The 25,109-nt window shown below is 70.5% G+C and carries 19 protein-coding genes and 2 pseudogenes; 9 read left to right on the forward strand and 12 right to left on the reverse strand.

All coding sequences use genetic code 11. The features are described 5' to 3' along the window. Positions 1-212 precede the first annotated feature (212 nt). Positions 213-1,454, forward strand: a complete 1,242-nt coding sequence (locus tag AC6I72_RS32445) for a serine hydrolase domain-containing protein (RefSeq protein ID WP_498005031.1) — start codon at positions 213-215, stop codon at positions 1,452-1,454. Positions 1,455-2,217: 763 nt separating this feature from the next. On the opposite strand, the gene AC6I72_RS32450 is transcribed toward AC6I72_RS32445, so the two are convergent. Then, positions 2,218-3,510, reverse strand: a complete 1,293-nt coding sequence (locus AC6I72_RS32450) for an APC family permease (protein ID WP_498005032.1) — start codon at positions 3,508-3,510, stop codon at positions 2,218-2,220. A gap of 128 nt (positions 3,511-3,638) precedes the next feature. Here AC6I72_RS32450 and AC6I72_RS32455 point away from each other — a divergent pair. Beyond that, positions 3,639-3,835, forward strand: a pseudogene (locus tag AC6I72_RS32455) (transposase); the annotation flags it as partial. Between the two features lie 37 nt (positions 3,836-3,872). Here AC6I72_RS32455 and AC6I72_RS32460 read toward each other — a convergent pair. Next, complete coding sequence (locus AC6I72_RS32460) at positions 3,873-4,409, reverse strand: YcxB family protein (RefSeq protein ID WP_498005033.1); 537 nt, start codon at positions 4,407-4,409, stop codon at positions 3,873-3,875. A 399-nt stretch (positions 4,410-4,808) separates the two neighbouring features. On the opposite strand from AC6I72_RS32460, the gene AC6I72_RS32465 reads away from it, so the two are divergent. Next, the gene (locus tag AC6I72_RS32465; RefSeq protein ID WP_498004750.1) at positions 4,809-6,059 is read left to right on the forward strand and encodes an IS701 family transposase; all 1,251 of its coding nucleotides are present in this window, start codon (positions 4,809-4,811) and stop codon (positions 6,057-6,059) included. Between the two features lie 337 nt (positions 6,060-6,396). Here AC6I72_RS32465 and AC6I72_RS32470 read toward each other — a convergent pair whose 3' ends face one another. Next, positions 6,397-6,630 (reverse strand): hypothetical protein, encoded by a 234-nt coding sequence (locus AC6I72_RS32470; RefSeq protein ID WP_498005034.1) that lies wholly within the window; start codon positions 6,628-6,630, stop codon positions 6,397-6,399. A gap of 147 nt (positions 6,631-6,777) precedes the next feature. Here AC6I72_RS32470 and AC6I72_RS32475 point away from each other — a divergent pair, with 147 nt between their 5' ends. Beyond that, positions 6,778-8,325 (forward strand): isocitrate lyase/phosphoenolpyruvate mutase family protein, encoded by a 1,548-nt coding sequence (locus AC6I72_RS32475; protein WP_498005035.1) that lies wholly within the window; start codon positions 6,778-6,780, stop codon positions 8,323-8,325. 721 nt (positions 8,326-9,046) lie between these two features. Here AC6I72_RS32475 and AC6I72_RS32480 read toward each other — a convergent pair. Then, positions 9,047-9,388, reverse strand: a complete 342-nt coding sequence (locus AC6I72_RS32480; protein WP_498005036.1) for a hypothetical protein — start codon at positions 9,386-9,388, stop codon at positions 9,047-9,049. 19 nt (positions 9,389-9,407) lie between these two features. Next, positions 9,408-12,473 (reverse strand): DNRLRE domain-containing protein, encoded by a 3,066-nt coding sequence (locus tag AC6I72_RS32485; RefSeq protein WP_498006408.1) that lies wholly within the window; start codon positions 12,471-12,473, stop codon positions 9,408-9,410. 747 nt (positions 12,474-13,220) lie between these two features. On the opposite strand from AC6I72_RS32485, the gene AC6I72_RS32490 reads away from it, so the two are divergent. Further along, positions 13,221-14,588: an erythromycin esterase family protein gene (locus AC6I72_RS32490; protein WP_498005037.1), complete on the forward strand. Its 1,368-nt coding sequence runs from the start codon at positions 13,221-13,223 to the stop codon at positions 14,586-14,588. Between the two features lie 298 nt (positions 14,589-14,886). Here the strand turns inward: AC6I72_RS32490 and AC6I72_RS32495 are convergent, their stop codons facing one another. The 3 genes from AC6I72_RS32495 to AC6I72_RS32505 form a co-directional block, all read right to left on the reverse strand. Further along, the gene (locus tag AC6I72_RS32495) at positions 14,887-15,891 is read right to left on the reverse strand and encodes a M23 family metallopeptidase (RefSeq protein WP_498005038.1); all 1,005 of its coding nucleotides are present in this window, start codon (positions 15,889-15,891) and stop codon (positions 14,887-14,889) included. Positions 15,892-16,471: 580 nt separating this feature from the next. Next, complete coding sequence (locus AC6I72_RS32500) at positions 16,472-16,738, reverse strand: hypothetical protein (RefSeq protein WP_498005039.1); 267 nt, start codon at positions 16,736-16,738, stop codon at positions 16,472-16,474. Positions 16,739-16,912: 174 nt separating this feature from the next. After that, positions 16,913-17,512: a TetR/AcrR family transcriptional regulator gene (locus AC6I72_RS32505; protein WP_498005040.1), complete on the reverse strand. Its 600-nt coding sequence runs from the start codon at positions 17,510-17,512 to the stop codon at positions 16,913-16,915. Positions 17,513-17,638: 126 nt separating this feature from the next. On the opposite strand from AC6I72_RS32505, the gene AC6I72_RS32510 reads away from it, so the two are divergent. Beyond that, positions 17,639-18,217, forward strand: coding sequence for a hypothetical protein (locus AC6I72_RS32510; RefSeq protein ID WP_498005041.1), 579 nt, complete (start codon positions 17,639-17,641; stop codon positions 18,215-18,217). 278 nt (positions 18,218-18,495) lie between these two features. On the opposite strand, the gene AC6I72_RS32515 is transcribed toward AC6I72_RS32510, so the two are convergent. From AC6I72_RS32515 to AC6I72_RS32530, 4 genes and pseudogenes are all read right to left on the reverse strand, one after another. Next, positions 18,496-18,918 (reverse strand): hypothetical protein, encoded by a 423-nt coding sequence (locus AC6I72_RS32515; protein WP_498005042.1) that lies wholly within the window; start codon positions 18,916-18,918, stop codon positions 18,496-18,498. Positions 18,919-19,200: 282 nt separating this feature from the next. Beyond that, a pseudogene (locus tag AC6I72_RS32520) lies at positions 19,201-19,331 on the reverse strand (IS701 family transposase); the annotation flags it as partial. Positions 19,332-19,519: 188 nt separating this feature from the next. Then, entirely contained in the window at positions 19,520-20,203 is a 684-nt protein-coding gene (locus AC6I72_RS32525) for an SMI1/KNR4 family protein (protein ID WP_498005044.1), read from the reverse strand. A 265-nt stretch (positions 20,204-20,468) separates the two neighbouring features. Continuing rightward, positions 20,469-21,263: an SDR family NAD(P)-dependent oxidoreductase gene (locus tag AC6I72_RS32530; protein WP_498005045.1), complete on the reverse strand. Its 795-nt coding sequence runs from the start codon at positions 21,261-21,263 to the stop codon at positions 20,469-20,471. An 85-nt stretch (positions 21,264-21,348) separates the two neighbouring features. Here AC6I72_RS32530 and AC6I72_RS32535 point away from each other — a divergent pair, with 85 nt between their 5' ends. From AC6I72_RS32535 to AC6I72_RS32545, 3 genes are all read left to right on the forward strand, one after another. Then, complete coding sequence (locus AC6I72_RS32535) at positions 21,349-22,200, forward strand: helix-turn-helix transcriptional regulator (protein WP_498005046.1); 852 nt, start codon at positions 21,349-21,351, stop codon at positions 22,198-22,200. An 805-nt stretch (positions 22,201-23,005) separates the two neighbouring features. Further along, positions 23,006-23,701 carry a TetR/AcrR family transcriptional regulator gene (locus AC6I72_RS32540; RefSeq protein WP_498005047.1) on the forward strand — a complete coding sequence of 232 codons (696 nt, stop codon included), beginning with the start codon at positions 23,006-23,008 and terminating at the stop codon, positions 23,699-23,701. Between the two features lie 253 nt (positions 23,702-23,954). Then, positions 23,955-25,097, forward strand: a complete 1,143-nt coding sequence (locus AC6I72_RS32545; protein WP_498005048.1) for an FAD-dependent oxidoreductase — start codon at positions 23,955-23,957, stop codon at positions 25,095-25,097. Positions 25,098-25,109: the final 12 nt, after the last annotated feature.

Consider the following 25,109-nt stretch of genomic DNA (forward strand, 5'->3'; position numbering starts at 1 on the left):
GTTGCCCACCGCCGCCAGCGCCTGTGCGTCCTCGTCCCCGAACCGGGTTGTTCCCTTCAGAGACGGGCCAGCACGGCACTCCGGACGCAACGTGATCACGCAACAGCCCCTGGGGGTAACCCCACCCGCAAGCCGGTGGCTTGCGGTATCCCGGACCCAGACCTTGATCAAAATACTGGACTCAGTCGTCACCATCACCGAAGGAGTCCTTCATGCATGAGCACCCGCACGGCGCTGACGAGGCACGTTCGTCCGAGCGCGGCGGTCGCGGGCGGCCGGGGCGCAGGATGCGGGTCGCTGCCGTCGGGGCGATGACGGCGGCCGTGATGAGCGCCGGACTCACCCTGCCCGCGTCCGCCGCGGGCACCCAGGACACGGCCGGCGCGCGGGCGGGACACCAGGCCACCCGGAAAGCCCTGGAGTCGGTGGTCCAGGACGGGCCGCCCGGTGGCAGCGTGCTCGCCGAGGTGGGGCACACCGCCTGGGCGGGGCGTGCGGGCACCGCGGATCTGGCGACCGGGCGCAAGCCGCACGCCGATGACCGTTACCGCGTCGGCTCGATCACCAAGACGTTCGTGGCCACGGTGATGCTCCAGCTGGAGGCTGAGGGCAAGCTGAGCCTGGAGGACACGGTGGATCACTGGCTACCGGGTCTGGTGACGGGGAACGGCAACGACGGCAGCAAGATCAAGCTCCGCCAGCTCCTGAACCACACCAGCGGCATCTACAGCTACACCGACGACGCAAGCTTCAAGCGGCGGGAGTTCAGCACCGACTTCCTCCAGCACCGCTATGAGACCTGGACACCCGAGCGCATCGTCCGGCTCGCCATGGCCCACCGGCCCACCTTCACCCCGGGCGACTCCTGGAGCTACTCCGACACGAACTACGTCATCGCCTCCATGGTGATCAAGAAGGTCACCGGCCATTCCTACGCCCACGAGATCGAGCAGCGTATTCTGCGCCCCCTGCACCTGGACTCCACCAGCGTGCCGGGCAACCGCGTCCGTGTCCCCGGACCCAGCGGACGCGCCTATTCGAAGCTGACCGGTGAACTCGCCGGTCCAGGCGAGCACGACGGACCTGTCTACGACGTCACCGAGATGAACCCCTCCTTCGCGGGCGCCGCCGGAGAGATGATCTCCAACAACCGCGACCTCAACCGTTTCTACCGGGCCCTGTTCTCCGGCCGACTCCTGAAAGGCCCTGAGCTCGAACAGATGATGACGACCGTGATGATCAAGGATCTGCCGGACTTCTCCTACGGCCTGGGACTGATGAAGATGACGTTGTCGTGCGGCACCGAGGTGTGGGGGCACAACGGCGGCATCCAGGGCTCCATCTCGCAGACCATGGCGACGGCGGACGGTGACCACGTGCTGTCGCTGAACTTCAACGGCGACTGGAACGTCCACGAACAGCGGGTCGTCGACGCCGAGTTCTGCGGCGCCTGATCTGCGAGAACACCCCTTTCCGGTCCGGCCGCGGTGGCTGCTTCGCCACCGCAGCCGATCCGGCGGATTCACGGATGCGGTGCTTCGCCCAGAAGGCGTCCAGGTCATGGTCCCTCACGAACTGCGCGGCCTTCTCGAAGTCGGCGGTGGCGGACACGCTGATGGCGATTCTTGAAATCGGTTCCGGCCGCGTTTCCGTGGGTGATCTTGGAGTCGCTTGGCCCGGCGTGGCTCATCCAGAGCCACCTGCCCGGACTGCGGGACGACTTCTCGGTGGCCGAGCGTGTGGTGGCGGGCTGGACTCCGTGCAGCGGTTCACAGGCCGCCGTGAGACCTGCACCGAGACCCGCCTCGCCATCGTGGGTCCGGTCTCCGACCGCTTCGCCCGCAGGCCCGCGCGACGCAAGTCCGGCACCTTAGAGCTGCGAACAAAAGTGGGCCCCGGCGGCCGGCGGCCGGCACGCGCCCTCGCCGCGTTGCCGGAAGGCCCTGACAGCTCCGCTACAAGGACCTTCCGGCGCCTTGCGATCGCACGCACCGGACACCGCCCGCTGATCGGAACCCACTTTTGTTCGCAGCTCTTACTCGTGCTCGCCCGGCAGGCCGCCTGCTGATTACCTACCAGCCGACCCGCCAGGCCGGCATTCCCCGACATCAATCGTTCCCGAGGCCGTGAACCGTGCGCGGGGCAGGTTCGCCAGCAACGTCCACCTGAGAGCGGCCGGCCGCTGCCGCCCGGACGGTCGCCCTCGATTTCGCTGGTTCAGCGGGGGTGCCGCCGCTGGGCGGGGTCGGTGAGCATACGGCGCGTCCCGTAGGCGGCGGCGCCGACAAGGAGGACGGCGCCGCCGGTGAGCACGGAGGGCAGCGGGAGAGCGAAGGCCAGGACGAGGCAGCCTGTGAGGCCGACGACGGGGATGATCCGGGCCGGGCGGCCTTCGGCCGGGGTGAGGGTCCAGGCGGAGGCATTGGCGATGGCGTAGTAGGCCAGGACACCGAAGGAGGAGAACCCGATCGCTCCGCGGATGTCCGTGGTCGCAGCGGCTGCGGCAACGACGGCGCCAACGGTGAGTTCGGCGCGGTGGGGGACCTTGAAGCGCCGGTGCACGGCAGCCAGAGCGTGGGGAAGGTGGTGGTCGCGGGCCATGGCCAGGGTGGTGCGGGAGACACCGAGGACGAGGGCGAGCAGGGAGCCGAGAGCCGCAACGGCCGCGCCGCCGCGTACGACGGAGACGAGCCAGTCGGCGCCGGCCGCGCGCACGGCCTCGGTCAGCGGTGCCCCAGTGGCGGCAAGGCCGTCCGGGCCCAGGACCAACAGGACGGACACAGCGACGAAGGTGTAGACGACGAGGGTGATGCCCAGGGCGATCGGGACGGCCCGCGGAATGGTGCGGGCCGGGTCGCGGACCTCTTCACCGAGAGTGGCGATGCGGGCATAGCCGGCGAACGCGAAGAACAGCAGCCCGGCCGCCTGGAGCACCCCGCCCGCCGTCGCGTCTGTCCCCATGTCCAGGTGAGCCCTGTCCACGGCTGTGGAGGTCAGCGAGGCGGCCACGACGACAGCGAGGACCGCCAGGACAACGGCCACGATGATGCGCGTGAGCAGGACGGACTTCTGGACGCCCGCGTAGTTCACCGCGGTCAGGACCACCACGGCGGCCACCGCGACAGCGTGGGCCCGGCCGGGCCAGAGGTAGGAGCCGACGGTCAGGGCCATGGCCGCGCAGGAGGCAGTCTTGCCCACCACGAACGCCCAGCCGGCCAGGTAGCCCCAGAACTCGCCCAGTCGCTCGCGTCCGTAGACGTAGGTGCCGCCGGAGGCCGGGTAGAGGGCGGCGAGCCGGGCGGAGGAGGTGGCGTTGCAGTAGGCCACGGCCGCAGCCAGAGCGAGGCCGAGCAACAGGCCGGAGCCGGCCGCGCGAGCCGCCGGAGCCAGGGAGGCGAAGATCCCGGCACCGATCATCGAGCCCAGCCCGATCATCACCGCGTCCGGCACCCCCAGCCGCCGCTGGAGCTCGTCCGGAATCCCCGGGGCGGGCTTGAATACATTGCTCAACTTCGCTTCTCCCTCAACCACAGGCGCTCACCGGCGGGCCGGCGTCCCGCGCGCACGATAAGCCACGGACTTGAACATGCCGTGCCGGAGGGCGCGCGGGCCGTCGTCAGCAGCGGGCGATGGATCCGCAGTCCACCTGGGACCCGGTGCCCGCCCAGCGGCGGGTCTGCGCATGCTGCCACTGATCAGTCCGACGGCCTGGGTGATCGACGACGTGTCGGTGCCCAAGGGCGGAAGAATGTCGGTCGTCGTGGCCCCGCAATACTGCGGGGCCCTGGGCAAACGCGCCAATTGCCAGGTTGCGGTCAGCGTCCATGCCGCCAGCGCCTGAAGCCGATTGGGGCCGGGTGACGCGCCCTGGGTCAGAGCCTGCGGATGTGCCGGTCCAGCAGAGTCCTGATGCCGTCCACGCCCCCCGGTTCTTGCACGCCGCGTTTGGGCAGCACGGTCAGGCACGAGACGTTCTTGTCGCCGCTGAGCAGGACGAAGGTGTCGGGGGTCTCGGCGTAATGCGGGGCGGCGGTCCAGTTGAGCTGGCTGGAGCCGCCTGTGTTGCTGACGGTGGCGCCGAAGTCGTCGACCTTGGCGCGGTACGCGCCATTCCGGGACGCGATTTTGTGGAACTGGCGGGCCAGGAGCCAGGGCTGTATCACGAACAGCAGCACGACGAACAGGCCAGCGATCACCAGCGACTGCGTGTCGGGGGCCTCACCTTTCACCAGCGGCACCGCGGACGCTCCGACGAACGCGGCCACGCCGATCAGAGCGAACCGTTGCGTCCGCCGGGCACGGCCCGACGCCTTGGCCCGCGCTTTGAGTGCCTGTCTCATGTCCTCTCGCGTCACCTGGTACTCCAGTTCGACGTACTCCCCCACCGTGGTTTCCGCACGGTCCTCCATGGGCCCTCCCCTTGGTCACCTTCGTGATCGGATCAGGGGAGGATATCTGGCGGTCGGGCCGGTGGCGCGCGCGCCAATTGGGAACAGGATCAGGTGAATTGCGCCGCAAAGTCCTGCTCAGCGAGCTGTTCGTCGCAGCCCTGGGTCCTGTCGTCAAATTCCCGTCGTCCGCCCGGAGGGCGGGCCTCGCGGCGTCAGGTGCGTGCTCTCGGCGTGCCGGGCCCTGACCCTCGTACTGGACGTACTCGGGTCTGGGCCCGGTGCGGCGAGAGTGCGTGCATGGCGTCGCGAGGCAGGCGGGAATTCGACGACAGGGCCTAGTAGGGCTTGGTCATCTTCACTCGTGCATGCGTGTCTACTGCTCGCGAGCGTCGTTGGAATGGTGTGACACCTGAGGAGATGGCCGGGGTCCGGGAGGATCTGGAGGCGTTCGCGGCGGAGTTGTTCGACGGGTTCTTCCGTGCGGATCAGCGGCGGTGGGGGCAGGCGTATGTGCGGGGACTGCTTTTGGACGGCCGGCGTAAGTCGGTGGAGCCGATGGCGGCACGTCTGGGTGAGGACGGCAACCGTCAGGCGCTGGCGCACTTCATCACCTCCAGCCCGTGGGATCCGGCCCATGTCCGGGCCCGGCTGGCCTGGCGGATGACCGAGGCGATCGGTCCGGAGGCATTGATCGTCGACGACACCGGCTTTTTGAAGGACGGGGACGCCTCGGCGTGTGTGTCGCGGCAGTACACCGGCACCGCGGGCAAGGTCACCAAATGCCAGGTCGGGGTGTCGCTGCACCTGGCCCGGGATCACGCCTCGGCCGCGGTGAACTGGCGACTGTTCCTGCCCGCTTCGTGGGATCCCGACTCGCCGGAGGCCGATGCGGTCAAGGTCGCCCGCCGCAGTCGCTGCGGCATCCCCGACCAGGTGGGGCACGTGGAGAAGTGGCAGCTGGCCCTGGACATGATCGACGAGAGCAGGTCGTGGGGCATCGACATTCCCCTGGTCGTCGCGGACGCCGGATACGGCGATGCCGCCGCCTTCCGCCACGGCCTGGAAGAACGCAACCTGCCCTACGCGGTGGGCATTTCCTGCCGTCACACCGCCCACCCGGCCGACGCCCGGCCCGTCCAGCCCGCCTACGCCGGCACCGGCCGGCCACCGCAGTTGCAGTATCCCGAGCCTGCGCAGACCGTCAAAGACCTGGTCATCGCGGCCGGCAGGACGGCCGCGAGACCGGTGTCCTGGCGAGAAGGCTCCCGCCCTGGCAAAGGAATCAGCGGCTTCAAACGCATCTGCTCGCGGTTCGTGGCTCTGCGCATCCGCCCGGCCGGACGCGGCGTCCGCCAGGCCACCGACGGTCCTGAGCTGCCCGAACGCTGGCTGCTGGCCGAATGGCCGGCCACTGAAGCCGAACCCGTGCAGTTCTGGCTCTCCAGCCTGCCCTCCGGCATGCCGCTGGCGACCCTGGTCCGGCTGGTCAAGCTGCGCTGGCGCATCGAACACGACTACCGGGAGATGAAACAGGCTCTGGGCCTGGCCCATTTCGAAGGCCGCACCTGGGGTGGCTGGCATCACCACGTCACCCTCGTATCGGCCGCCCATGCCTTTTGCACGCTGCAACGACTGGCACGAGACCCAAAAGACGCGGCGCAGGCCTGAGCCTCTACCAAGTCGTCCGAGAACTCCAAACACTCCTCGCCACCTGGGCCGGCGCCTGCCCCACCTGCCACCGCGACATACCCACACTGATACGGACCTGACCAAGCCCTACTAGGCCACGCCGCCCGCGGCTGGCGAAGGCCCCTGGCCGCCTTCGGCATCGCCGGCTGAGCCCGGGCAGACCTCGAACATGCATGGGACCCCGGCCCCGCCGCTGCCCCCGCGTCGCTGCACGGACGTGCTCCGGCGGGCCGAGCGACACCTAGCGCAACCCGTGGCGCAACAGGTAGGCGCAACCTGTGCCGCCACGTGATCCTGTTTCCCGAGGCGGCGCAGGTCACGCGGCCCCGACGGCTTGCCGGGCACGGGCCAGCCGGCGCAGCTCGCGGCGCGGCCGGCACCGAGGGTGCCGTCCGCCAGTAGGGGTGCCACCACAGCCGTACGGACGCAGCAGACGGCGGCGCAGGGCGGTGGTGTCGCGGGGGCGGGGTGCGGCGAGCACGGCGTAGGCGGCGTTCCAGGCGGCTCGCGTCTGCACCAGGTCGTCGGGAAAGGTGCCGCCGCTGTCCAAGCGCGGCCGTCGATCAGCGCCTGGCAGAAGGCGGCCCGGTACGGTCGGCGAACAGGCCAGCGCTCTCGGCGAGTGGGGGCATGAGGTCATGATGGCGCAGGGACGGTTCGGGGGATGCCGAACTGTTCCGGCCCTAGCGTCAGGGCCATGACGCACACCATGCATGAGTTCGACCGCTATGCGGATATTTCGGCGGCCCTTGCCGACCCGGCGCTCGTCCCGGAGCTGCCGGCTGCGGACGGTGGTCCGGCCGGAGCTGACGGCGCCTGGTTGCGCGCCACCGTGGCGCGGTTCAGTTCCGGTGAGGCGCACCGGCGACGGCGGGCTCTGGTGGAGGCCGAACTGGCCCGGCTGGAGCCCGCCACACTACGGCGGGCGGTCGCGGCCGGGCCCGAAGGGGAGGTCCGGGTACGGGTGGTGCGTACCCTTGCCGAGGCTCTGGGGATGCCGGATCCCGGGGCGGTTGCGGAAGCGGTGACCGTGGTGGCCGGGGCCTATTTCGGAGGTGCGGACGCGGCCGCGGACGAGGCGGTGGCGCGGCTGGTGGCGCAGTTGGTGCCAGTGCCGGCGGATGAAGCCGCGCTGGAGGCTGCCGCCAACCGCATCGGGTTGCTGGTGCAGGCCTGCACGGCGACGGCTGCGTTGGTGGAAGCTGCGGCCGGCAGCGACGTACCGCTGGCCCGGGTGCTCCGGGAAGTTCCGCCGGTAGCGGCCCTGCGCCGGGTCGCCACTCGTGCCACCCGGGTCGCCGGTCGAGACATCGCCGAGGGCGATGTGGTGCTCCTGGACCTTGCTACTGCCAACCGTGTGCACCCCGTGCCCCTCACCTTCGGTGCACCGCCGCGGCTCTGCCCCGGCCGGGCTCACGCCCTTGCCATGGCCGACGGCCTGCTTCAGCGCCCGCGGACCCCTTTCGCCTGTCTGCACGACCAGGAGACCCCGCTGCTGCTGCCCAATGCCTGGGACTACGCCTCCGCGGCCGTTCTGGCGGCGGAGGGCTTCCGGGCGATCGGCACCACGAGTCTTGGCGTGGCCGCGGCCGCAGGTCTGCCGGACGGGGCGGCGGCGACTGCCGAGGAGACCTTGGCTCTGGCTCGCCGGCTCGGACAGGGCTCCTTTCTGTTCACCGTCGACATCGAAGGGGGCTTCAGCGACGACCCGGAGGAAGTGGCCGAGCTGGCCAGAAAGCTGTACGACGCAGGCGCCGCGGGGATCAACCTCGAAGACGGACGCTCCGACAGCACCCTCGCCCCCGTGGAACTGCACGCCGCGAAGATCGCCGCGGTCAAGGCCGCCGTGCCCGCGCTGTTCGTGAACGCTCGCACCGACACCTACTGGCTCGGGTGCCAGGAGGAAGAGACCGGGGCGCGTCTCGCGGTGTACGAACAGGCCGGTGCGGACGGGGCGTTCGTGCCAGGGCTGTCGGACCCGGACAGGATTGCCGCCCTCACGGCAACCCTCACCGTCCCGCTGAACATCCTCTACACGCCGACCGGACCCGCCATCACCGATCTGGCCGCGCTGGGCGTGCGCAGGATCAGTCTCGGCTCTCTGCTCTACCGCAATGCCCTGGCGGCGGCTGTGACCACTGCGAGGGCCATCCGCGACGGCCTGCCGACGGAACTCGCCGCCCTCTCTTACGCGGAGGTACAGGCGCTGGGGGCGCCTGCTGGAACGCCGCGGCATTCCATGTGATGCGCCTTCAGTGGGCCGGCTGTGGGTCATCTGCTGCTGTGCGCGGGCCGGCCACCGATGCGGTGAACAGCAACTGAGCACGTCACGTGCGCTGTCGTCGCATGAAACCCGGTGTCCGCCCCTCGGGGATCAACCACCGTGCCGTGCTTTCTCCCGGCAGCACGACCAGCGACGGCGTCCAGTCGTCCTCCAGCTCGCTGTCCTCGTCGCGCCGGCGGCCGGGGAGGCGGGCGATATGCCGGTCACGAGGGGCCGACCGTTCTCGCATCGGCCGTCGTCGGCCTGGCCGCCGACCCCGCCGCCGTAGACCGCCTGCGCACCACCCTCACCGAGGAGCACGCCGACGCCACCCTCCTGGTCAACGCCGCCGGCGTCTTCGCCCCCAAGCCCTTCCTGGAGCACACGGCCGCAGACTATGACCGCTACCAGGACCTCAACCGCGCCTCTTCCTCACCCAGACCGTCGCCGCCAACATGATCGAGCGCGGCGCGAAGGGCTCCATCGTCAACATCGGTTCCATGTAGGCCCACCAGGCCGTCGCCGCCACCGTACCGGCCTCCAGCAGGTACGCGTACGCCTTCACGTCGACGCCCCGACCACTCCCCGGGACCAGCTCGTAGAACTCATCTCCCTACGGACGGGTCGTGAGGAGAGGACTGGCCGGGCCGGCGAGTCGGTACTCGCCGGCCCGGCCAGTTGTTCTCACCGAGGGTTCAGTGCGTCACGGCACCGTCGCGATGCCCGCTGCCAGGCCGCCCGCGAGTGCCACGGCCGGTGCGGCACCCCGAACCGGGGTGAGTGCGGCGAGCGCCTGGGCCGCCAGGGCGGGCAGCAGCAGGCCGGCCAGGCCGAGGAACAGCGGATCGGTGTGTGGCCGGGCGGACAGATGACCGACCAGCAGTCCCGCAGCGGCCGCGAGCAGGGAGCCGTACGACATCCGTTCGCCCATATGCGGCCACCGTGCCGTGTCGGCGCGCTGTGCCGAGGAGCGGCGGCCCCGTACCACCAGATAGACCGCGACCAGGGCCAGTTGCGCGGTGATCGCGATCCCTGCGATCCACATGGTGTTTCCTCCTTCCGGGTCAGAACTTGCAGTTGCTCTTGATCGAGTTGATGCCGAGGATGCCGGCGACGATCTTGCGTCCGTCCGTGGTCAGCTTGTGCCGCTTGAGATACGTGCGGATGATGTTCGCCGTCTTGCGGAAGCCGACCTTCTTCACCAGCCGTACAGCCGTGATGACCTTCTTGCTCGAGCCCTGGGGCGTGAAGCCGTAGATGAAGCTGGCGACCGACGCGGCGCACTTCGTCACCTTCCACGCCGTGGACCAGAATCCGGGGTCGATGACGACCGGGAAGGCGGTGGTGGCGGAGAAGTCGACGGTCTGCACGAGGTTGCCGTCCTTGACCTCGTAGCGGGTCGGGACGTCGTTGCCGGCCGCGTCCTTGGCCCAGGGTGCCTCGAAGAAGCCGATCTGCTCGCGGGGCTGGTCCGGGACGATGGTGAAGATCTGCGCGTCGGTCACGGCGGTGGCCGTGGCGCGGGCCAGGGCAGCGTCCACGCCCGTGGCGGATGTCTCCACAGTCACGAACTTGCCGTTGGCAAGGGCCTTGAGCGCGTATGCGCCGTTCTGCTGCTTGACCGGCGTGAATTTCTCCCACGTGCCGACCGAGTCGGCGCGGGCGCGCAGCATGCCCTGGCGAATGCCGGTGTAGTTGTTCTCGATACTGACGTACTTGCCGTTCGCCTGCGACTTCAGGGCGCAGGTGCCGTCGGTGTTCGCGACGAGGGTGAACTTCTCCCAGGTGCTGTCGGTGGTGGCCGAGGCGCGGACCTTGCCCGCCTGGTCGCCGGCGTCGTTCACCCGGGCGGAGAGGTAGTTGCCGTTGGCGCCGGCGATGACGGAGACCGTGCCGGTGGGGACGGCACCGTCGAGCACGGAGACGCTGCCGTCCTCGTGGGCGACGATGTCGGCGTCCTCGGGCAGTTGGAGGGCCGTCCGGTAGGAGTGCGGCGCGTCGGCGTTCTTGATCACCTGAAGGGTGCGGACGCCGCCCTCGGCGGTGGGCTGGGTGACGGTGTCCACGTTCTGCGCCGGGTCGGTGTAGACGACCGTGCCGCCCACCGAAGTGCCCTTGGCCGTGCCGCCGGGCAGGCCCAGGGAGGCGAAGCCGCCGTTGCCGTCGGCGATGTCGATGGTGCCGGAGGCGTTCCAGGGCACGCCGATGGTGTTCTCGTCGGTCGTCGCGATTGCCGCGTAGCTGCTGTTGCTGGTGGTGGCGGCGGTGACGTCGGCGGCCTCGGAGGCGGCGTTCGCGTAGCCGAGGGTCCGGGTGGCCGCATCCATCGCCCAGGCGGTGTCCACGTGGAACGTGGCCGGGGCGGACCAGCCGTTGGCCCAGTGCGTGCCGTCGAAGGTGGTGGTGCGGAAGCTGTAGGTGTGGCCGGTCAGCAGCTTGCCGGCCGGCACCGTCACCTGAGCGGTCGTACTTGCGGGCACGAAGGCGGAGTTGAGGGTGGTCACGACCTGGCCGGTGGCAAGATCGGTGATCTCGAACGTGCCGCGGACCTGGTCGTCAGGGTTGGCGTCCTCGGTGGAGAAACGCAGCGTCGGGGTGGTCGTGGGGACCTTGTAGATGCCGCCGTCGCTGACGAACGGCGGGCCGGCCTGGAGGTTGACGCCGTTGCGTGGACGGTAGTTGTACGTCACCTCGAGCTGCGGGATGCGGTCCTCAGCGGCGTCACCGGAGTAGAAGCGCTTCCAGCCGTAGGTGTCGTTCTCGTCGGTGGCGCGCAGTCCGATCGAGCTGGTGTCGGCCTTGGCGCTCGCCCAGACCTTGGCCAGCTCGGTGATGTCCGCGCTGACGTACCCGTCGTTGTTGCACGTGGTGGACTTGGTCTCGGTCGAGGTGGCGAACTTCTGCTTCCACTGCGGCTGTTCGGTCCACCGGGTGCCGGTGTCGGCCGGGTCCGTGGCCCATACCTCCCAACCGCGCGCCTGGCAGGACCAGGAGTGGTAGTTGTACAGCTTCAGCTTCGCGTCGGTGACCAGCGCGTCGGCGAACGGCGAGGTGCGGAAGGTGAGGAAGGAGCGCGCCACCCGCTTGGTGGTGCCCGTGCTGTCGCCCGGCCAGCCGATCTTCAGGTCGGTGGAGGCGGACTGGTCGGCGGTTTCGCCGCCCTGCACCCACGTGTCGAACAGTACGTCGAGGACGTCCGCGGTCGGATCGATCGTGACGGGGTACTGCGTCCTGGGGTCGGCCAGCCACTCGGGGTCGGGAGTCAGGCGCAGCTCGATGCTGTCGCCGGTCTGGACGATCTTCAGTGGAACGGGCCGACGGTTGGTGTGTTCGCCGGAGCGCTCGTCCACCGAGGCGTCCCACATCGTCGGGGCCGGGATGGTGGAGACGCGCTCGCCGCTGGTCTTGTCGGTGAACAGGATCGAACCGTCGTCCTGCGCCTCGGCCTTGAGGCCGGTGACCTTCAACGGCAGTACCAGGGGGGCACCGCCCTGGGGGCGCTTGTTCAGCGTCAGGAACTGCTCGAAGCCGCTGCGGGTGGCGTCGACGACGAGGTCGGCGCCGGGTGCCGCGTCGCGGTAGGTGGCACGGTTGCCGTCCAGGACGGGCGCGGGCAAGCCGCCCTTCCACTGCACCGACAGCCGCTGGCGGCCCGAGCCGAGGGTGATCAGGTCGCGGGCGGCGGAGTCCGGGGCAAGCGCGGCGTGCGCAACCGAGGCGGCGCGGGAGCCGCCGGGGCCTGCGAGAGTGAGGTTCTCCGGGTGGGCGTGCGAGCTGACCGTCCCATCGCCGTTGCGCTTCAGGTCGACGTCGACATCGGTCCACGCACCGTTCTTGATCATGCGGACAGGACCGGCCGACTGGACGGTCGTCAGGGTGCCGTCGGGGTTGGCGTAGGTGGTGGTCGTCTCGGTGCGCTGGTCCAGCACCTCCACCCGCCGGTCGAATGCCTTGGCGGCGGCCAGCGCCGCTTCTGCGGTGGCGGCCTCGGTGACCGGCTTGCTCCTCGGTACCTCCACGGTCGCCGGTGCGGTAGGCCGCTCCACGGCCACCGCCGTGTACGGGGCCGCCGCCAGCACGGCGGCCGAGGTCAGCGTCGCGATGCCCATCGTGCGGGCCCGCAAGCTCATATGCACTTGTTTTGCTCCTCAAACATGACCAAGTCGGCTTCTGCGCCCATACATCGTGCAATGGACGCGGAAGCCGACACTTACGATGATCATACCTATGGTGAGAATTTGATAAGAACAGGTGCATGAGGGGGAGCCGTCGTGTATGGCGCGGGAAGTACGAGGTGGGCGCGGTCCGGGCGCTGCGGGCGGTGGCGGCTTCCAGCAGGTCGGACGGGCGCCTGCCGGCTGCACTGGGGTGACCTCGGCGAGAGCGTCGTGGCCGCCGTGGGCAGCCGGAGCGGCGACGTACCGCCGGACATCGCCCACCAACGCGGACGCGCAACCGCCGAGTTGACGGTCGGGTGACCGGGTCAGGCTCGGGCAGGCCGCCACTTGCAACGGCCGGACCGCGGCGCTGTCATGCCCGCTTCCGTCCAGTTTCCAGTCCCGGTTGTGCGTGGCCGGTCCGACACGTTCGATGGCTGGGCAGTGCGGCACCTTCGATGTTCGGATGGCTGATGCCGTCCTGGAATCCGAAGGTGTGCCTCCGGTCGGAAGCCGGCGGACGTCCTGTTCCCAGATCACCCCGGTGATGTCGGCGGGACCATGCGGTGGGCTCCCGGAGGTGGTCGGGACCCTCCCCCTCCGGCTGCGGGGGAAGACCCCCGGACCAGGACGGTGGGAAGCCTCAGTGCGGTCGGCGCCGTGGCGCACGAAGATCAATGCATCGGCTCGGGGAGCCGCCACTGACGAGGAGTGATCACCATGCAGGAACACAGGAAGCCGATCGGCCGGCGAGAACTGCTCGCGCTCACGGCGGCGCTCGCCACCACGGCGGTGGCCGCCCCGGCGGCCTCCGCGGCCCCGGCCCCGCCCTTCGTACCCGGTGCGCTCCCCGCGTCCCCGGCAGGCGTCGTACGCTCCTTGGAGCGGGCCGCGCACCCGCTGCGCTCCACGGAGCCCGGCGGTCCGGCGGCGGACCTGCGGTCGCTGGGCGCCATGGTCACAGACGCGAAAGTGGTGGGCCTCGGCGAGGCCACGCACGGTTCGCACGAGTTCTTCGCCATGAAGCACCGCGTCTTCCAGCACCTCGTCGAGGAACGTGACTTCACCACCTTCGCCCTGGAGATGAGCTGGTCGGCCGGGCTCCGGATCGACGAGTACCTCCAGGGCGGCCCCGGCGATCCGCGGCGGATCGCACGGGAGACGCTGGCCGGATCCCCCTGGGAGCGCGAGGAGTTCGTCCGTCTGATCGGCTGGATGCGCGACCACAACAGCCGCCGCCCCGACCGCCGGGTCCACTTCATGGGCGACGACCTCGGGGGACCGAAACTCGGCGACCACATCTTCGAACGAGTTCTCTCGTCCGTCGGTACGGCCAGGCCGGAGGCACTGCCCCGGCTCGAGGAGCTGTACGCGGGGCTGCGCCCCTTCGACGACATCTTCGCCTACCTCCGCAAGCCGCTCACGGAACGCAAGGAGAACGCCGCGCAGGCCCAGGAGGCCTTCGACCTGGTGGCCGAACACGAGGGGGCCGGTGGCGAGGAGTACGCGTGGACCGTGCAGCACGCCCGGAACATCGCGCAGACCTTCGCCTTCGCCACCATCGACCTCGCGGACCCGGCCTCGGTCACGGCCGCGGAGCGCCTGCGCGACCAGGCCATGGCCGACAACGTGCTGTGGTGGCAGCGCCAGACCGGGCACAAGATGCTGTTGTCCGCCCACAACGGCCACGTCGGCTACCTGTCCGCCCATCCCGACATGTACCCGCGCACCCAGGGCACCGTGCTGCGCGACCGCCTGGGCCGCCGCTATGCGGCGATCGGCTTCACCTTCGCCGGCGGCTCCTTCCTCACCAAAGACGCCTCCCTCGACGGCGACTGGAAACCGGTCACCGTCCCGGCGGCGCGCCCCGGCATGCACGAGTACACCCTGGACCAGGTCGGATACCGGGACTTCTACGTGGACCTGCGGACGGCACCCGCCAACGCCCGGACCTGGCTCGACCGGCCCCGGCCGGTCTACGACGCCGGATCGACCTTCACCGCCGACCCCCTGCCCGCCCTCGCGGTCGGCCGGGCCTACGACGTCCTCGTCCATCTCCACCGGGTCCGGGCGGCCGACAAGCTCTGAACCCCACCCGGCGGCGACCGCGTGGGGCCACTTCGCGCCGTAGACCCGGCCTCCCGCTGGAGCGCGAGCAGGCCCGGGAGGTTCTCCATACCGCGCTCGGCCTCGCCCCCCCTTCAGTGCCGTACCCGCCCGTCGAAGGTGAAGGAATGGGGCGACCTGACGCGGCCGAGCAACGGTCCGGCCATGCGCGTCCGTCGGTGGGCGGCTCCCCCGGCCAGACCGCCCGAGCAGGCGGCGACGGCCTCGTCGTCCGCGCCGGGAAACGGATCACGGTCCCTTCGGATGGCCGATTCGGTGATCAGCCGCGGCTGTTGAGCCAGGCGACCGGGTCCATGTACTGGCCGTCGAAGATGACCTCGAAGTGGAGGTGCGGACCGGTGGACAGACCCGTCGAGCCGACGAGCCCGATGGGATGGCCGACGGACACGTTCTGGCCGGCGGTCACCTGGAGGGTGGACAGGTGGCTGTAGGTGGTTTCCAGCCGTTTGCCGTCGACCGTGCCGTGGTCGATCACCACGCGGTTGCCATAGGCCGGGGTCATGCCCGCGAACTCCACCCGCCCCTCCCGTGCCGCGGACACCTGGGCCCCCTGCGGCGCGCCGAAGTCGACGCCCGTGTGGAGCTTGGTGACCCCGGTCAGCGGGTGTGTGCGCGAACCGAAGGGCGAGGTGACGGTGAGCACGGCGACGGGCGGCGTCAGCAGCGCGCCGGGGGCCCTACCGCTCTCCTGCTCGGGGTTGTGCCGGACCAGGGCGTCGTACCGTGGCAGCCGCTTCTTGACCTCGGTGACGAAGGCGCGGGCCTGGGCGGGGACCTTGCCGGCCTTCTTGACCTGGTCCGTTCCGGTCGCGTATGCGGCGAGCGTGAGATCGGCGATGTCACCGTTGACGGTGCCTTTGGTGCGGAGCGCGGTCACTTCCTTCGCCAGGGAGCAGTCCTTCCGTCCCAGTGCCATGATCGCGTCCACCGCGTCCCGCGGCGAGGAGCTGCCGTTGCCGTCCTCGTCCCGGCCCCAGGTCTTCCAGTCGGCGTCCGTGAAACGGGCGATGCCCTGCTCGGTGAGGCTCGCGGTGTCGCCCTGCCATCCGGAGAGCCGGTCGATGTGCGCGGCGAGGAGCGCCGGGGTGACGCCGGGGCAATCCTCGGTCGCTCTGCGCAGCCAGGGGACGTACGAGCCGTCCACATTGCTGACGGACGACTGGCTCGGGCCCGGGTCCTGCGACAGGTCCGTGCCGGGGATGCCGGACAGGGCGACGAACACGAGGCCTCCGGTGAGCGTCACCAGGCCGGGCAGCACGATCACGACGAAGGCACCGGGGCCGCGGCGGCGAGGGGAGGTGCGGGTGCCGGGCGCGTCGGCGACCGGCGCGTTCCCGGCCGGTGGGAGGACGGACGGCTCCGCGAGGGGCGGCTGCGGTCCGGACCGCGCCGCGACGTGCCTCGTGGATGCATCCCACCCGGCTTCGCGCCCTGCCGCCGAGCGCCCGGCGGATGCGTGTCCGCCGGTCTCGTGTCCGCCGGTCTCGTGTCCGGCGGCTCCGGAGCGTACTGAGTGGTGTTCCGCCGGATCGGCGGGCGCTGCCATGGGGCTAGGCCGAAGGCCGACGTCGTTCCCGGCCGTCCCCGTCGTCCGGGGGTACGCGGCGCCTTCCCTGTCCTGGGTCACGTGCCGGACCGGCTCCACGAAGACGCCACGGCGGGGTGTGATGTCGGCGAGGTGTATCGGCTCACGCTCGGACGCTAGCGTGCCCGGGACGGGGGGTCACCGGCCTCTGGGACAGGAGGGGCTGCCCGATGGGGCACCGCCGGTGCCCACCGGGGCCGCGTCCCGTGCCGGGGTCCCGTACGCGGCCCCGGCGGACGGCACCGCCGCCCCGGTCCGGTCACCGTTCGGCCGATGCGCCCGCGAGGAAGATCCTCATGGCGTCGTCGATGAGCGCCTCGCCCTGGGACGTGGTGATCCGACGGGAGGTGACGAACGCCGGGATGCCCTGAACGGTCGCGGACAGCAGCACCGTCAGCCGGCCGACGTCGCGGGCGTCGTACGCACCCGTCTCGACACCCGTCCAGGGGTCCTCCGCACAGCACGAAGCGCCGAGACCACGTCCTCTGACGTCGGATCCCTGCACGGTGAGCGGCCGCCGGACCACGCGACGGCAGCTCTGTTCCTGGTTCGCCGGGTGAGCACACCATGGGTGCCGATGAGGGTGACACCCACCTCGCCGGGCAGCCGGGCGGCGTTCGACGTCCACGCAAGCCGGCTCGTCCGTGCCCTGGCGACCGCTCCCGCCGTACCCCCCTCGTCGGGCGCCCAGCCGCCGGGCTCAGCTCGCCACGTGCACCGCGGAACGGGCCTGCAAGATCTCTTCGATGCTCTCCAGGAACGTCGCGGTGACCGGTCCAGGATCGGAGAGGCACCCCGCGGCCATGGCTCCGTCCCGGAGCATGACGAAGTGCCGCCCCGCCGCCTCGGCGGGCGCGTCACCGACCTGTGCCAGCAGGTCCGTGACGGTCTCGAGGAACCACTGTCGGTGCGCGAGAACGGCTTGGTGGATCGGGTGCGCCGGATCGGGATACTCGGCCACGGCATTGAGGAAGGCGCAGCCGCGGAAGCCCTCCGACCGGATGCCTTCGGCGATGGCGCGGGCGACCGCGCGCACCTTGTCACCCGGGGTTCGAGCACCCTCCTGGACGGCCGTCAGCTGCGCCCTGATGCCCTGGTCCGCCTGCTCGAGGTAGGCGAGGACGAGAGCCTCCTTGCCGGAGAAGTGGCGGTACAGGCTCGCCCGGGTCACCCGCGCCTCCTCGATGATCCGGTCGACGCCGACGGAGTGGATCCCCTCCGCGTAGAAAATCCTGGCCGCTGTCCCGAGCAGCCGTACTCGGACCTCGGACGTGCTGGCCTCTTTCGTCTTCCGGCTCATGACACCCATGCTACAGCCGAGGGAGAACGTTCGGTCTTGACAGGTCGACCAGCGGCACCGAATGATGAAAAGAGACCGAACGTTCTCCCTCATCACCCCTCCCCCCTCGTGAAAGGTGGATCCGCCATGGACACCGCTGTCGACCACGACCACCCCGCTCCCACCACTCCGGCCCAGCTCCCGGCGACCCTGCGCAAGCTGTATCTCCTGCGTTTCGCGTTCGCCGCCGTCTGGGCGGCCCTGTTGTTCGCGACGGCCGACACCCTGGGCCCGCTCAGCGGAACACTGCTGGTGCTCTATCCGCTCGTCGACGCGGCCTGCGCCGTGGTCGACCTGCGGGCGACCCGGGCGGCGGACGGTGCGGTCACGAGACTGCGGGTGAACATCGGGCTGAGCGTCCTCACCGGCATCGCCCTGGCGGCCGCGCTCGCCTCCGGCATCCCGGCCGTCCTGCGAGTCTGGGGCGTCTGGGCCGTCGCGGCGGGCATCACACAGCTCGCCGTGGCCGTGGTCCGGCGCCGGATGGGCGGGCAGTGGCCGATGATCGTGAGCGGGGCCGTCTCCACCCTTGCCGGCGCGAGCTTCTTCCTCCAGGGCGGCAAGGGCGACGCCACGCTCACGAACCTCGCCGGGTACGCCTTCCTCGGCGGCGTCTTCTTCCTCGTCTCCGCACTCCGCCTCAAGTCCGCGGGCCGGAACGGCTGAACGGATTCGACCGGGCCGATACCCGGATCTGCAACAGAAGGCACGGCCTGACTCGGCATCGCCGGACAGCACCTCAACCGGTACGCCAGTGCCGGACAGCTCCGTCGCACCAGCACTGAAGACGCAGTCCGCCGGGGCACCTTCGCTCCGATCCACCAACCGAGATGATCTCTTGAGTGTGGCCTTGCGGGGGGTCAGGGGGGAGGCGGGCCTCGGGGCAAGCGCGGAGGATTGACCTGGGGTGTGTCCCCGCGGCTGCCGCGGGGACACACCCCAGGTCAATCCTCCAGCAACGCCGCTCCGTACCCCACCGGCGCCGACAGGAACAGGAAGAGCCAGTCGCGGTCCCGAGCCTCCGTTTTGAACAGGCGCGCCGCCTCGCTGGTGTCGCTGGTGAAGACGTGCCAGGCGTCGCTGAAGTCGCCTCCGTACCGGGCGGCGGCGATCAGGCAGAGGCCGAGGAGCGTGCCCAGGTAGGCGCCGAGCGGGGTGGCCAACGCGCAGGTGACGGCGACCGACTGACTGTGGTTGCTGTAGTTTCCGGCGATGAGGCCGGTGGCTCCACCCATCACCAGGGCGCCCCAAGTCATCAGCTCTGCCTGGTCCTTGATGACGTAGGCCCAGACCAAGGAGAGGACGGCCGTCATGCCAAGTGCGACCAGGACGCCTGTGCCCTCATTGTCGTTGCTCGACTCGCTCATCCCGTCCCCCTTTGAGATGCGATGGCCCGTGCAACCAGGAACGCGCCTGGGGCCACGCACCACCATAGACAAGGAGCCGGGCTCGAGCGGTTCTCCGGAAGAACAAGGGCTCCAGAGACGGACGGCCTGTCAGCCAGATGCCGGTCTCCGCAGTACACCGTCGATGGGCTGGGGACCAGGTGGTCCACGGCCTGCGGGCCTTGCCATCGACACCGACCGGCACCGGCGCCTGGGCATGATCGGTCTCCCCACCTGGTTACACCGGCCGCGCGGTCGGGGAAGGCTGGCCTCCCCGGCCCACTCCGCGATCGTCCAGCAGTTCTTCCTCGACAGGTCCGGCAGCAGGCCGGCACCAACCGCCCGGCCCGCAGCGGTGGTTCGACCCGGGGGAACTGGCCGGCGATCCGGCCCACGGCCACCTCGAACGCTTCCCGCCCACGGAGTGGATCTATGCCGTGACCTGCGGCCACCGTTTTGTCGTTACTCCACACAAGTCACGATGATCAACGGCGGCCGCACCCGTCTCCCACCGGCCCACCTTGGCTGAGGGCCCTGCTCAGCCCGTTCGCACCGTAACGCTCAACAGCACAGGCCGAGGGGCCTACGGTGCCGACAGGGCTGTGCGCTCGGCCTTCTCCAGCCAGTCGGTGTACCAGCGGGCGAACGTGACCGGCGTACCGTCGTCGTCGAGCAGCGGGGCGAGGTCGACGTCGTCCACCCGGCAGTCGGACCAGATCGTGCCACGGTGGCTGCCGCTGATGATCAGCCATTCTCTCTGGGCGCAGCCCAGGTGGGAGATCACGATGGCGTCGGCGGTGCGCTCCGGGGCGAACATGATGACCTCCCACCGCTCGTCCCAAGCCTCGATGGCGTCGTCGAAGTCCTCGATGTCGTCGAAGTCCTCTTCCTCGGGGCGTTGGGCAAGAAGGTCGTCCAGCAGTTTCGGGTCCGGGCCCTGGTCGGGAAACGGCTCGGCAAGTCTCGTCAGGTCGGCCAGGTCCGCGCCGTCGCCTTCCCAACGCCAGCGGCCTTGCACGCGCCGGACCGGGAACAGGCCGTGCGCAGGGCCGGCACCACCCGCACCGACGTGGAGCAGGAATGTCCGGTACTCCTCCGGCAGCCGCACGCCCGTCTGAGCCTCGAGTTCGGCAAGCTCGCCCTGGGTGAGCGGGTCCTCCACGATCCACCTGTGCCCCAAGGCCCCGAACACCTTGCCGCCGGAAGGCCCTGCACCCGCCGCCTCGAGCCGCTGACGCACGCCCGCCCACCCCTGCTGATCAGTCATGCGCAGACCGTACGTGCAGCCGCCGACACCTGGGGCGCGGGCCCACTCCTACGGTCCCGACGGGCTGAGGACCGGCTCGACGCCCCAGGTCCCTGCGCACAACACGCACATCGGCCGGCTGATGCTCTCGGTCACGCCCGCCAGCGAGATCACGATCTCCAGCTGGAGTGGTGTGCGCGAACGCGGGCTCAGGCAGGCGCTGACGACGCGGTCCGGGTGTTGCCGACAGGGCCTGGAGCGGGGATCAGGACCCGGGCCACTCTTGTCAGGCGCCGGCGCCGCCGTCGACCGGCAGGATCGCGCCGGTCACGTACGAGGCGCGGTCGCTGAGCAGCCACGCGGCCGCCTCGGCGATCTGCCGGGGCTCGGCCATGTGACCGAGCGGGATCGACTTGGTCATCTGCTCGACGATGCCGGGAGTCGCTGCCTCCCAGGTGTCGATCATCTCGGTGGAGGTGCCGCCGGGTGTGATGGCGTTGACCCGGATACGGTCACCGGCCCAGTTCACCGCGGCGGTCTCGGTGAGGCTGTTGAGCGCGCGTTTCATGGCGCCGTAGGCGGGCAGGGCGGGGTTCGCGCGGCGGCTGCCGATGCTGGAGGTGTTGACGATCGCCCCGCCGCCGTTCTTCCGCATGAGAGCGGCCTGGGCGTTCATGGCGGTCCAGTGCGCGCGGAAGTTCACGGCGAACTGCTCGTCGATGTCCTCGTCGCTGGTGGTCTCGACCGGGCCGAACTGCCGCTGGGGGACCGCGCCGTTGTTGAAGGCGCCGTCCAGCCGTCCGTGAAGCGTTTCGACGTGGTCGACAGCGGCGCGGACGCTCGCGCTGTCGGCGAGGTCCAGGGGGACGGCGTCGGCGCTGCCGCCGTCGGCGCGGATCTCCTCCACGATGCGGTCGAGGGCGTCGGTGCTGCGGGCGGCGAGCATGACGGCGGCGCCCTCGGAGGCGAAGAGCCGGGCCGCGGCCGCTCCGATGCCGCGGCTGGCGCCGGTGATGAAGATGATCTTGCCGGTGAGCAGGCCGACGGGTGCGCTGTCGGTGGTGTTCGTGTGGTTCGTCATGGCAACAGCGTCCGGCCGGCTGCCGTCCGGATACAGGCACAGGCTGTACCAGGATCCGCCGCCGGACTGCGCGCACACTTGTCGTATGGACAAGCAGGAACTCGGGGCATTCCTCCGCAGCCGCCGCGAGCGGCTCCGCCCCCAGGACGTCGGCCTTGCCCCCGGCCCGCGCCGGCGCACACCAGGTCTGCGCCGCGAGGAAGCAGCCGTCCTCGCGCACATCTCGACCGAGTACTACACACGCCTCGAACAGGGCAGGGCGCCACGCCCGTCCGGCGACGTCCTGGCCGCGATCGCCGGCGCGCTGCGGCTCACCGACGCAGAATCCGACCACCTCCACGTCCTCGCGGGCACCGCGCCGAACCGCACCGGACTGCACCGGCGCGACGTCCGCCCCAGCATCCTCGCGCTCCTGGAACGACTGCCGCAGACGGCCGGCTTCGTGATGTCCGCCGCGTGCGAGGTCCTCGCCTGGAACGACCTCGCGGCCGCCCTCATGGAGGACTTCGCCCCGCTCACCCCCCGAGAACGCAACCTCGCCCGCCGGGCCTTCCCCGGACCTCAGTACGCCGATGAGACGCTCTACGGAATCTCCGACGCCGCTGACTTCCGGCTGGGTGTCGTGATGCAGCTCCGCGCCACCCTCGCCCGCTACCCCACCGATCCCGCGGTGACCGGCCTCGTCGGCGAACTGCGCGAGACCAGCCCCGACTTCGCCCGGCTCTGGGAACGGCACGACGTACAGCCCGCACCGACACTCACCAAGACCTTCTGCCACCCGGCGGTCGGCGACGTCACCGTCGACTGCGACACCCTCACCCTCACCGACCGAGACCAGCACCTCGTGCTCTACACCGCACCGCCGGGATCCCCCGGCGCCGAGGCCCTGGCCCTGCTGAACGTCCTGGGAGCACAGGCCAGTCACTACACGCCGTAGCGTCACAGCCAGGCACCGCGATCACCGTCGCCGGCTGGGCGACATCCGGGAGTGTCCGAGCGGGCGTGGGCGAAGAAGCTGAGGGGCGAGGACCGGTGCGGCCTGACCGCGCTGTTCTCGTCCAACGTCGACCCGGACGGCGCCTTCCGTCCGGACATCGAGTGCGGGGGCATGATGAAGAGCTTCGCTGCTCTCACCGACCCCGGTGGACCAAGGCCGTGTCGCGGGCGCTCGACCTGATGCGGGCCACGTCGCCCGTGACGGCATGGCCAGCGGCCGCATCCGCACCACGGCCTTCTCCAGCCTCGTCCTGCAGCTCGCCGCGTGCCGTTTCCGTGGGCGAACTCGTCGACCGTGCCACGCGGCTTGCCTCGGCACACCCTCTCCCTCGGCGTCCCCCGTCATGTGGGCCCCCGAACTGCCAGTTGTGCCCCGTGCCGGTCGAGGTGTTCCAGGAGCCGAACGGCGTCGTCTCCGGTGCCAAGGATCGTGGTCTCGGGCTGGGTGGGTTCTTGCCCGTGCGGACCGGCCGGCCGCAGCGGATCCCCCAGTCCTCATCGACCCGTCCGTCCAGCAGGTGAGGGGAGACGGCCAGCGACCTCCGAGTGCGGCGCGGACCCCCTCGGTGATCAGCTCCAGACGGGTCAGGTCACGCACCGCGGCCAAGAGGCGGGCGGAGTCGGTGCGCTGCGAGGTACGCTCGCGCACCGGTCCGGCCTCCTCGAGACGGGCCGGCGCCATGTCCAGGAGCCGGTCAGTGAGCCGGGCAATCCCGCACTGCGAACATGTTCGTTACGATCGAGTTATGACTGCCAGAAGAGAGCCGATCAGCCGCCGGGAGCGGCCGGCGAAGCCCGCCCTGTCGCGGCGCTGGATCGTGGACACCGCCGTGCGGATCATGCGGGCGGAGGGGTTGGGGAAGGTCACGATGCGCCGCCTGGCGCAGGAGCTGGATACCGGCCCCGCGTCGCTGTACGTCTACGTCGCCAACACCGCCGAGCTGCACGCAGCCGTTCTGGATTCCCTGCTCAGCGAGGTCGACCTGACCGGGCGGGACGGCGGTGAGGACTGGCGCGAGCAGCTTCGTGCTGTCATGACGTCGTACACCCAGGTGCTGTTCGCGCACCCGCAGCTGGCGCGGGCCGCGCTCGTCGCCCGCCCGAGCGGGGAGAACTACCTGCGCCTGGTGGAGCGCATCCTCGAACTCCTCTCAGAAAGCGGCGCCGGTCGCGAGCAAGTCGCCTGGGGGGTGGACAAACTGCTCCAGGATGCGACGGCCACCGCTGCCGAGCACTCGACGCGTGAGCACGATCCCGCTTCCGAGGACGACTGGAACGCCACGGTGCGTGCACTGCACGCCGTGGACGCCGCCACGCATCCGGCGATCACCGCGCACATGCCCGACCTGATCGGCGGCGCGGCGTCGGACAGGATGCGCTGGAGCTTCGACGTCCTCGTCAACGGCATCACACACACGCCCGTCCCGGGCACAGGAGGCTGAGTTCCGGCGGGTTCGCCCGCCCTGCCGGCGGCTGCGGCTTGGTCGGACGCAGTTCTCTCGCCGCCCCCGGCCCGCCGCCCCTCGCTGAGCCGTACCGAACTTGTTCGCAACGAACATGTTCGGTACGGTCTTCTGTGTGGCCGGGCCTTTGCCTGCCGATCACGTGGACGCCGGCCTTCCTCATGAGTCCGGCGGCGTCGGCGGGACCTGCTCGGCGGACAGAGGTGTTCCCCTAGTGCTTTCGGAGGCCCCCATGGGCACCAGTCACGTCCCGATCGCGATCATCGGTGCAGGTCTCGGCGGCCTGACCGCCGCCCGTGTCCTGCACGTCAACGGCATCGAGTCGGCGGTCTTCGACCTGGAGGCGTCGGCGGCGGCCCGTACGCAGGGCGGGATGCTCGACATCCATGAGGAGAACGGGCAGAAGGCTCTGCACGCCGCCGGCCTCCACGACGACTTCCTGAAGATCGTCCATGAAGGCGGTCAGGCCATGCGTCTCCTCGGCCCGGACGGCACGGTGCACGTGGCTGAGGAGGACGACGGCACCGGCGGCCGGCCGGAGGTGGACCGCGGCGACCTGCGGGACCTGCTGCTGAACTCCCTGCCCGACGGCACGGTCCACTGGGGCCGGAAGGTCACCGGCGCCCGGGCGCTGGGCGAGGGGCGTCACGAGGTGACGTTCGCCGACGGCTCGGCCGTCACCACCGGTCTGCTGATCGGCGCGGACGGCGCCTGGTCGCGGATCAGGCCGCTGGTCTCGCACGCCAAGCCCGCCTACACCGGCATCTCGTTCGTCGAGACCGACCTCTTCGACGCCGACACCCGCCATCCGCGCAGCGTCGCGGTCGTCGGCGGCGGGTTCTTCATCGCCCTGGGGGGCGAACGCGGTGTCCTCGCGCACCGGGAGAGCGACGGCAGTCTCCACGTCTACACGGCGCTCAAGGCCGACGAAGGCTGGCTGGACACGGTCGACTTCACCGACCAGGCCGCCGCCAAGGCCGCGGTTCTCCCCCACTTCGAGGGCTGGGACGAGGGCCTGCGCGCGCTGGTCGCCGACGCGGACACGATCACACCGCGCCGTATCCATGCCCTGCCCGTCGGGCACCGCTGGGACCGCGTCCCGGGCGTCACGCTGCTCGGTGACGCCGCCCACGTGATGTCCCCCTTCGCCGGGGAGGGCGCCAACCTGGCCATGCTCGACGGCGCCGAACTCGCCCTGACCGTCGCCGCCCACCCCGGCGACACCGAGGCCGCCCTGGCAGCGTACGAGGAGGCCCTCTTCCCGCGCAGCGAGGAGTCCGCCGCCGAGTCCGCCGCCAACCTGGACACCATGTTCGGCGAGCGCGGCCTGGAGCAGATGGTCGCCTTCTTCACCTCCGACCCGGCAGCCCGGTGAGGCCCGCTCTCA

The organism is Streptomyces sp. Xyl84, from assembly GCF_059731885.1.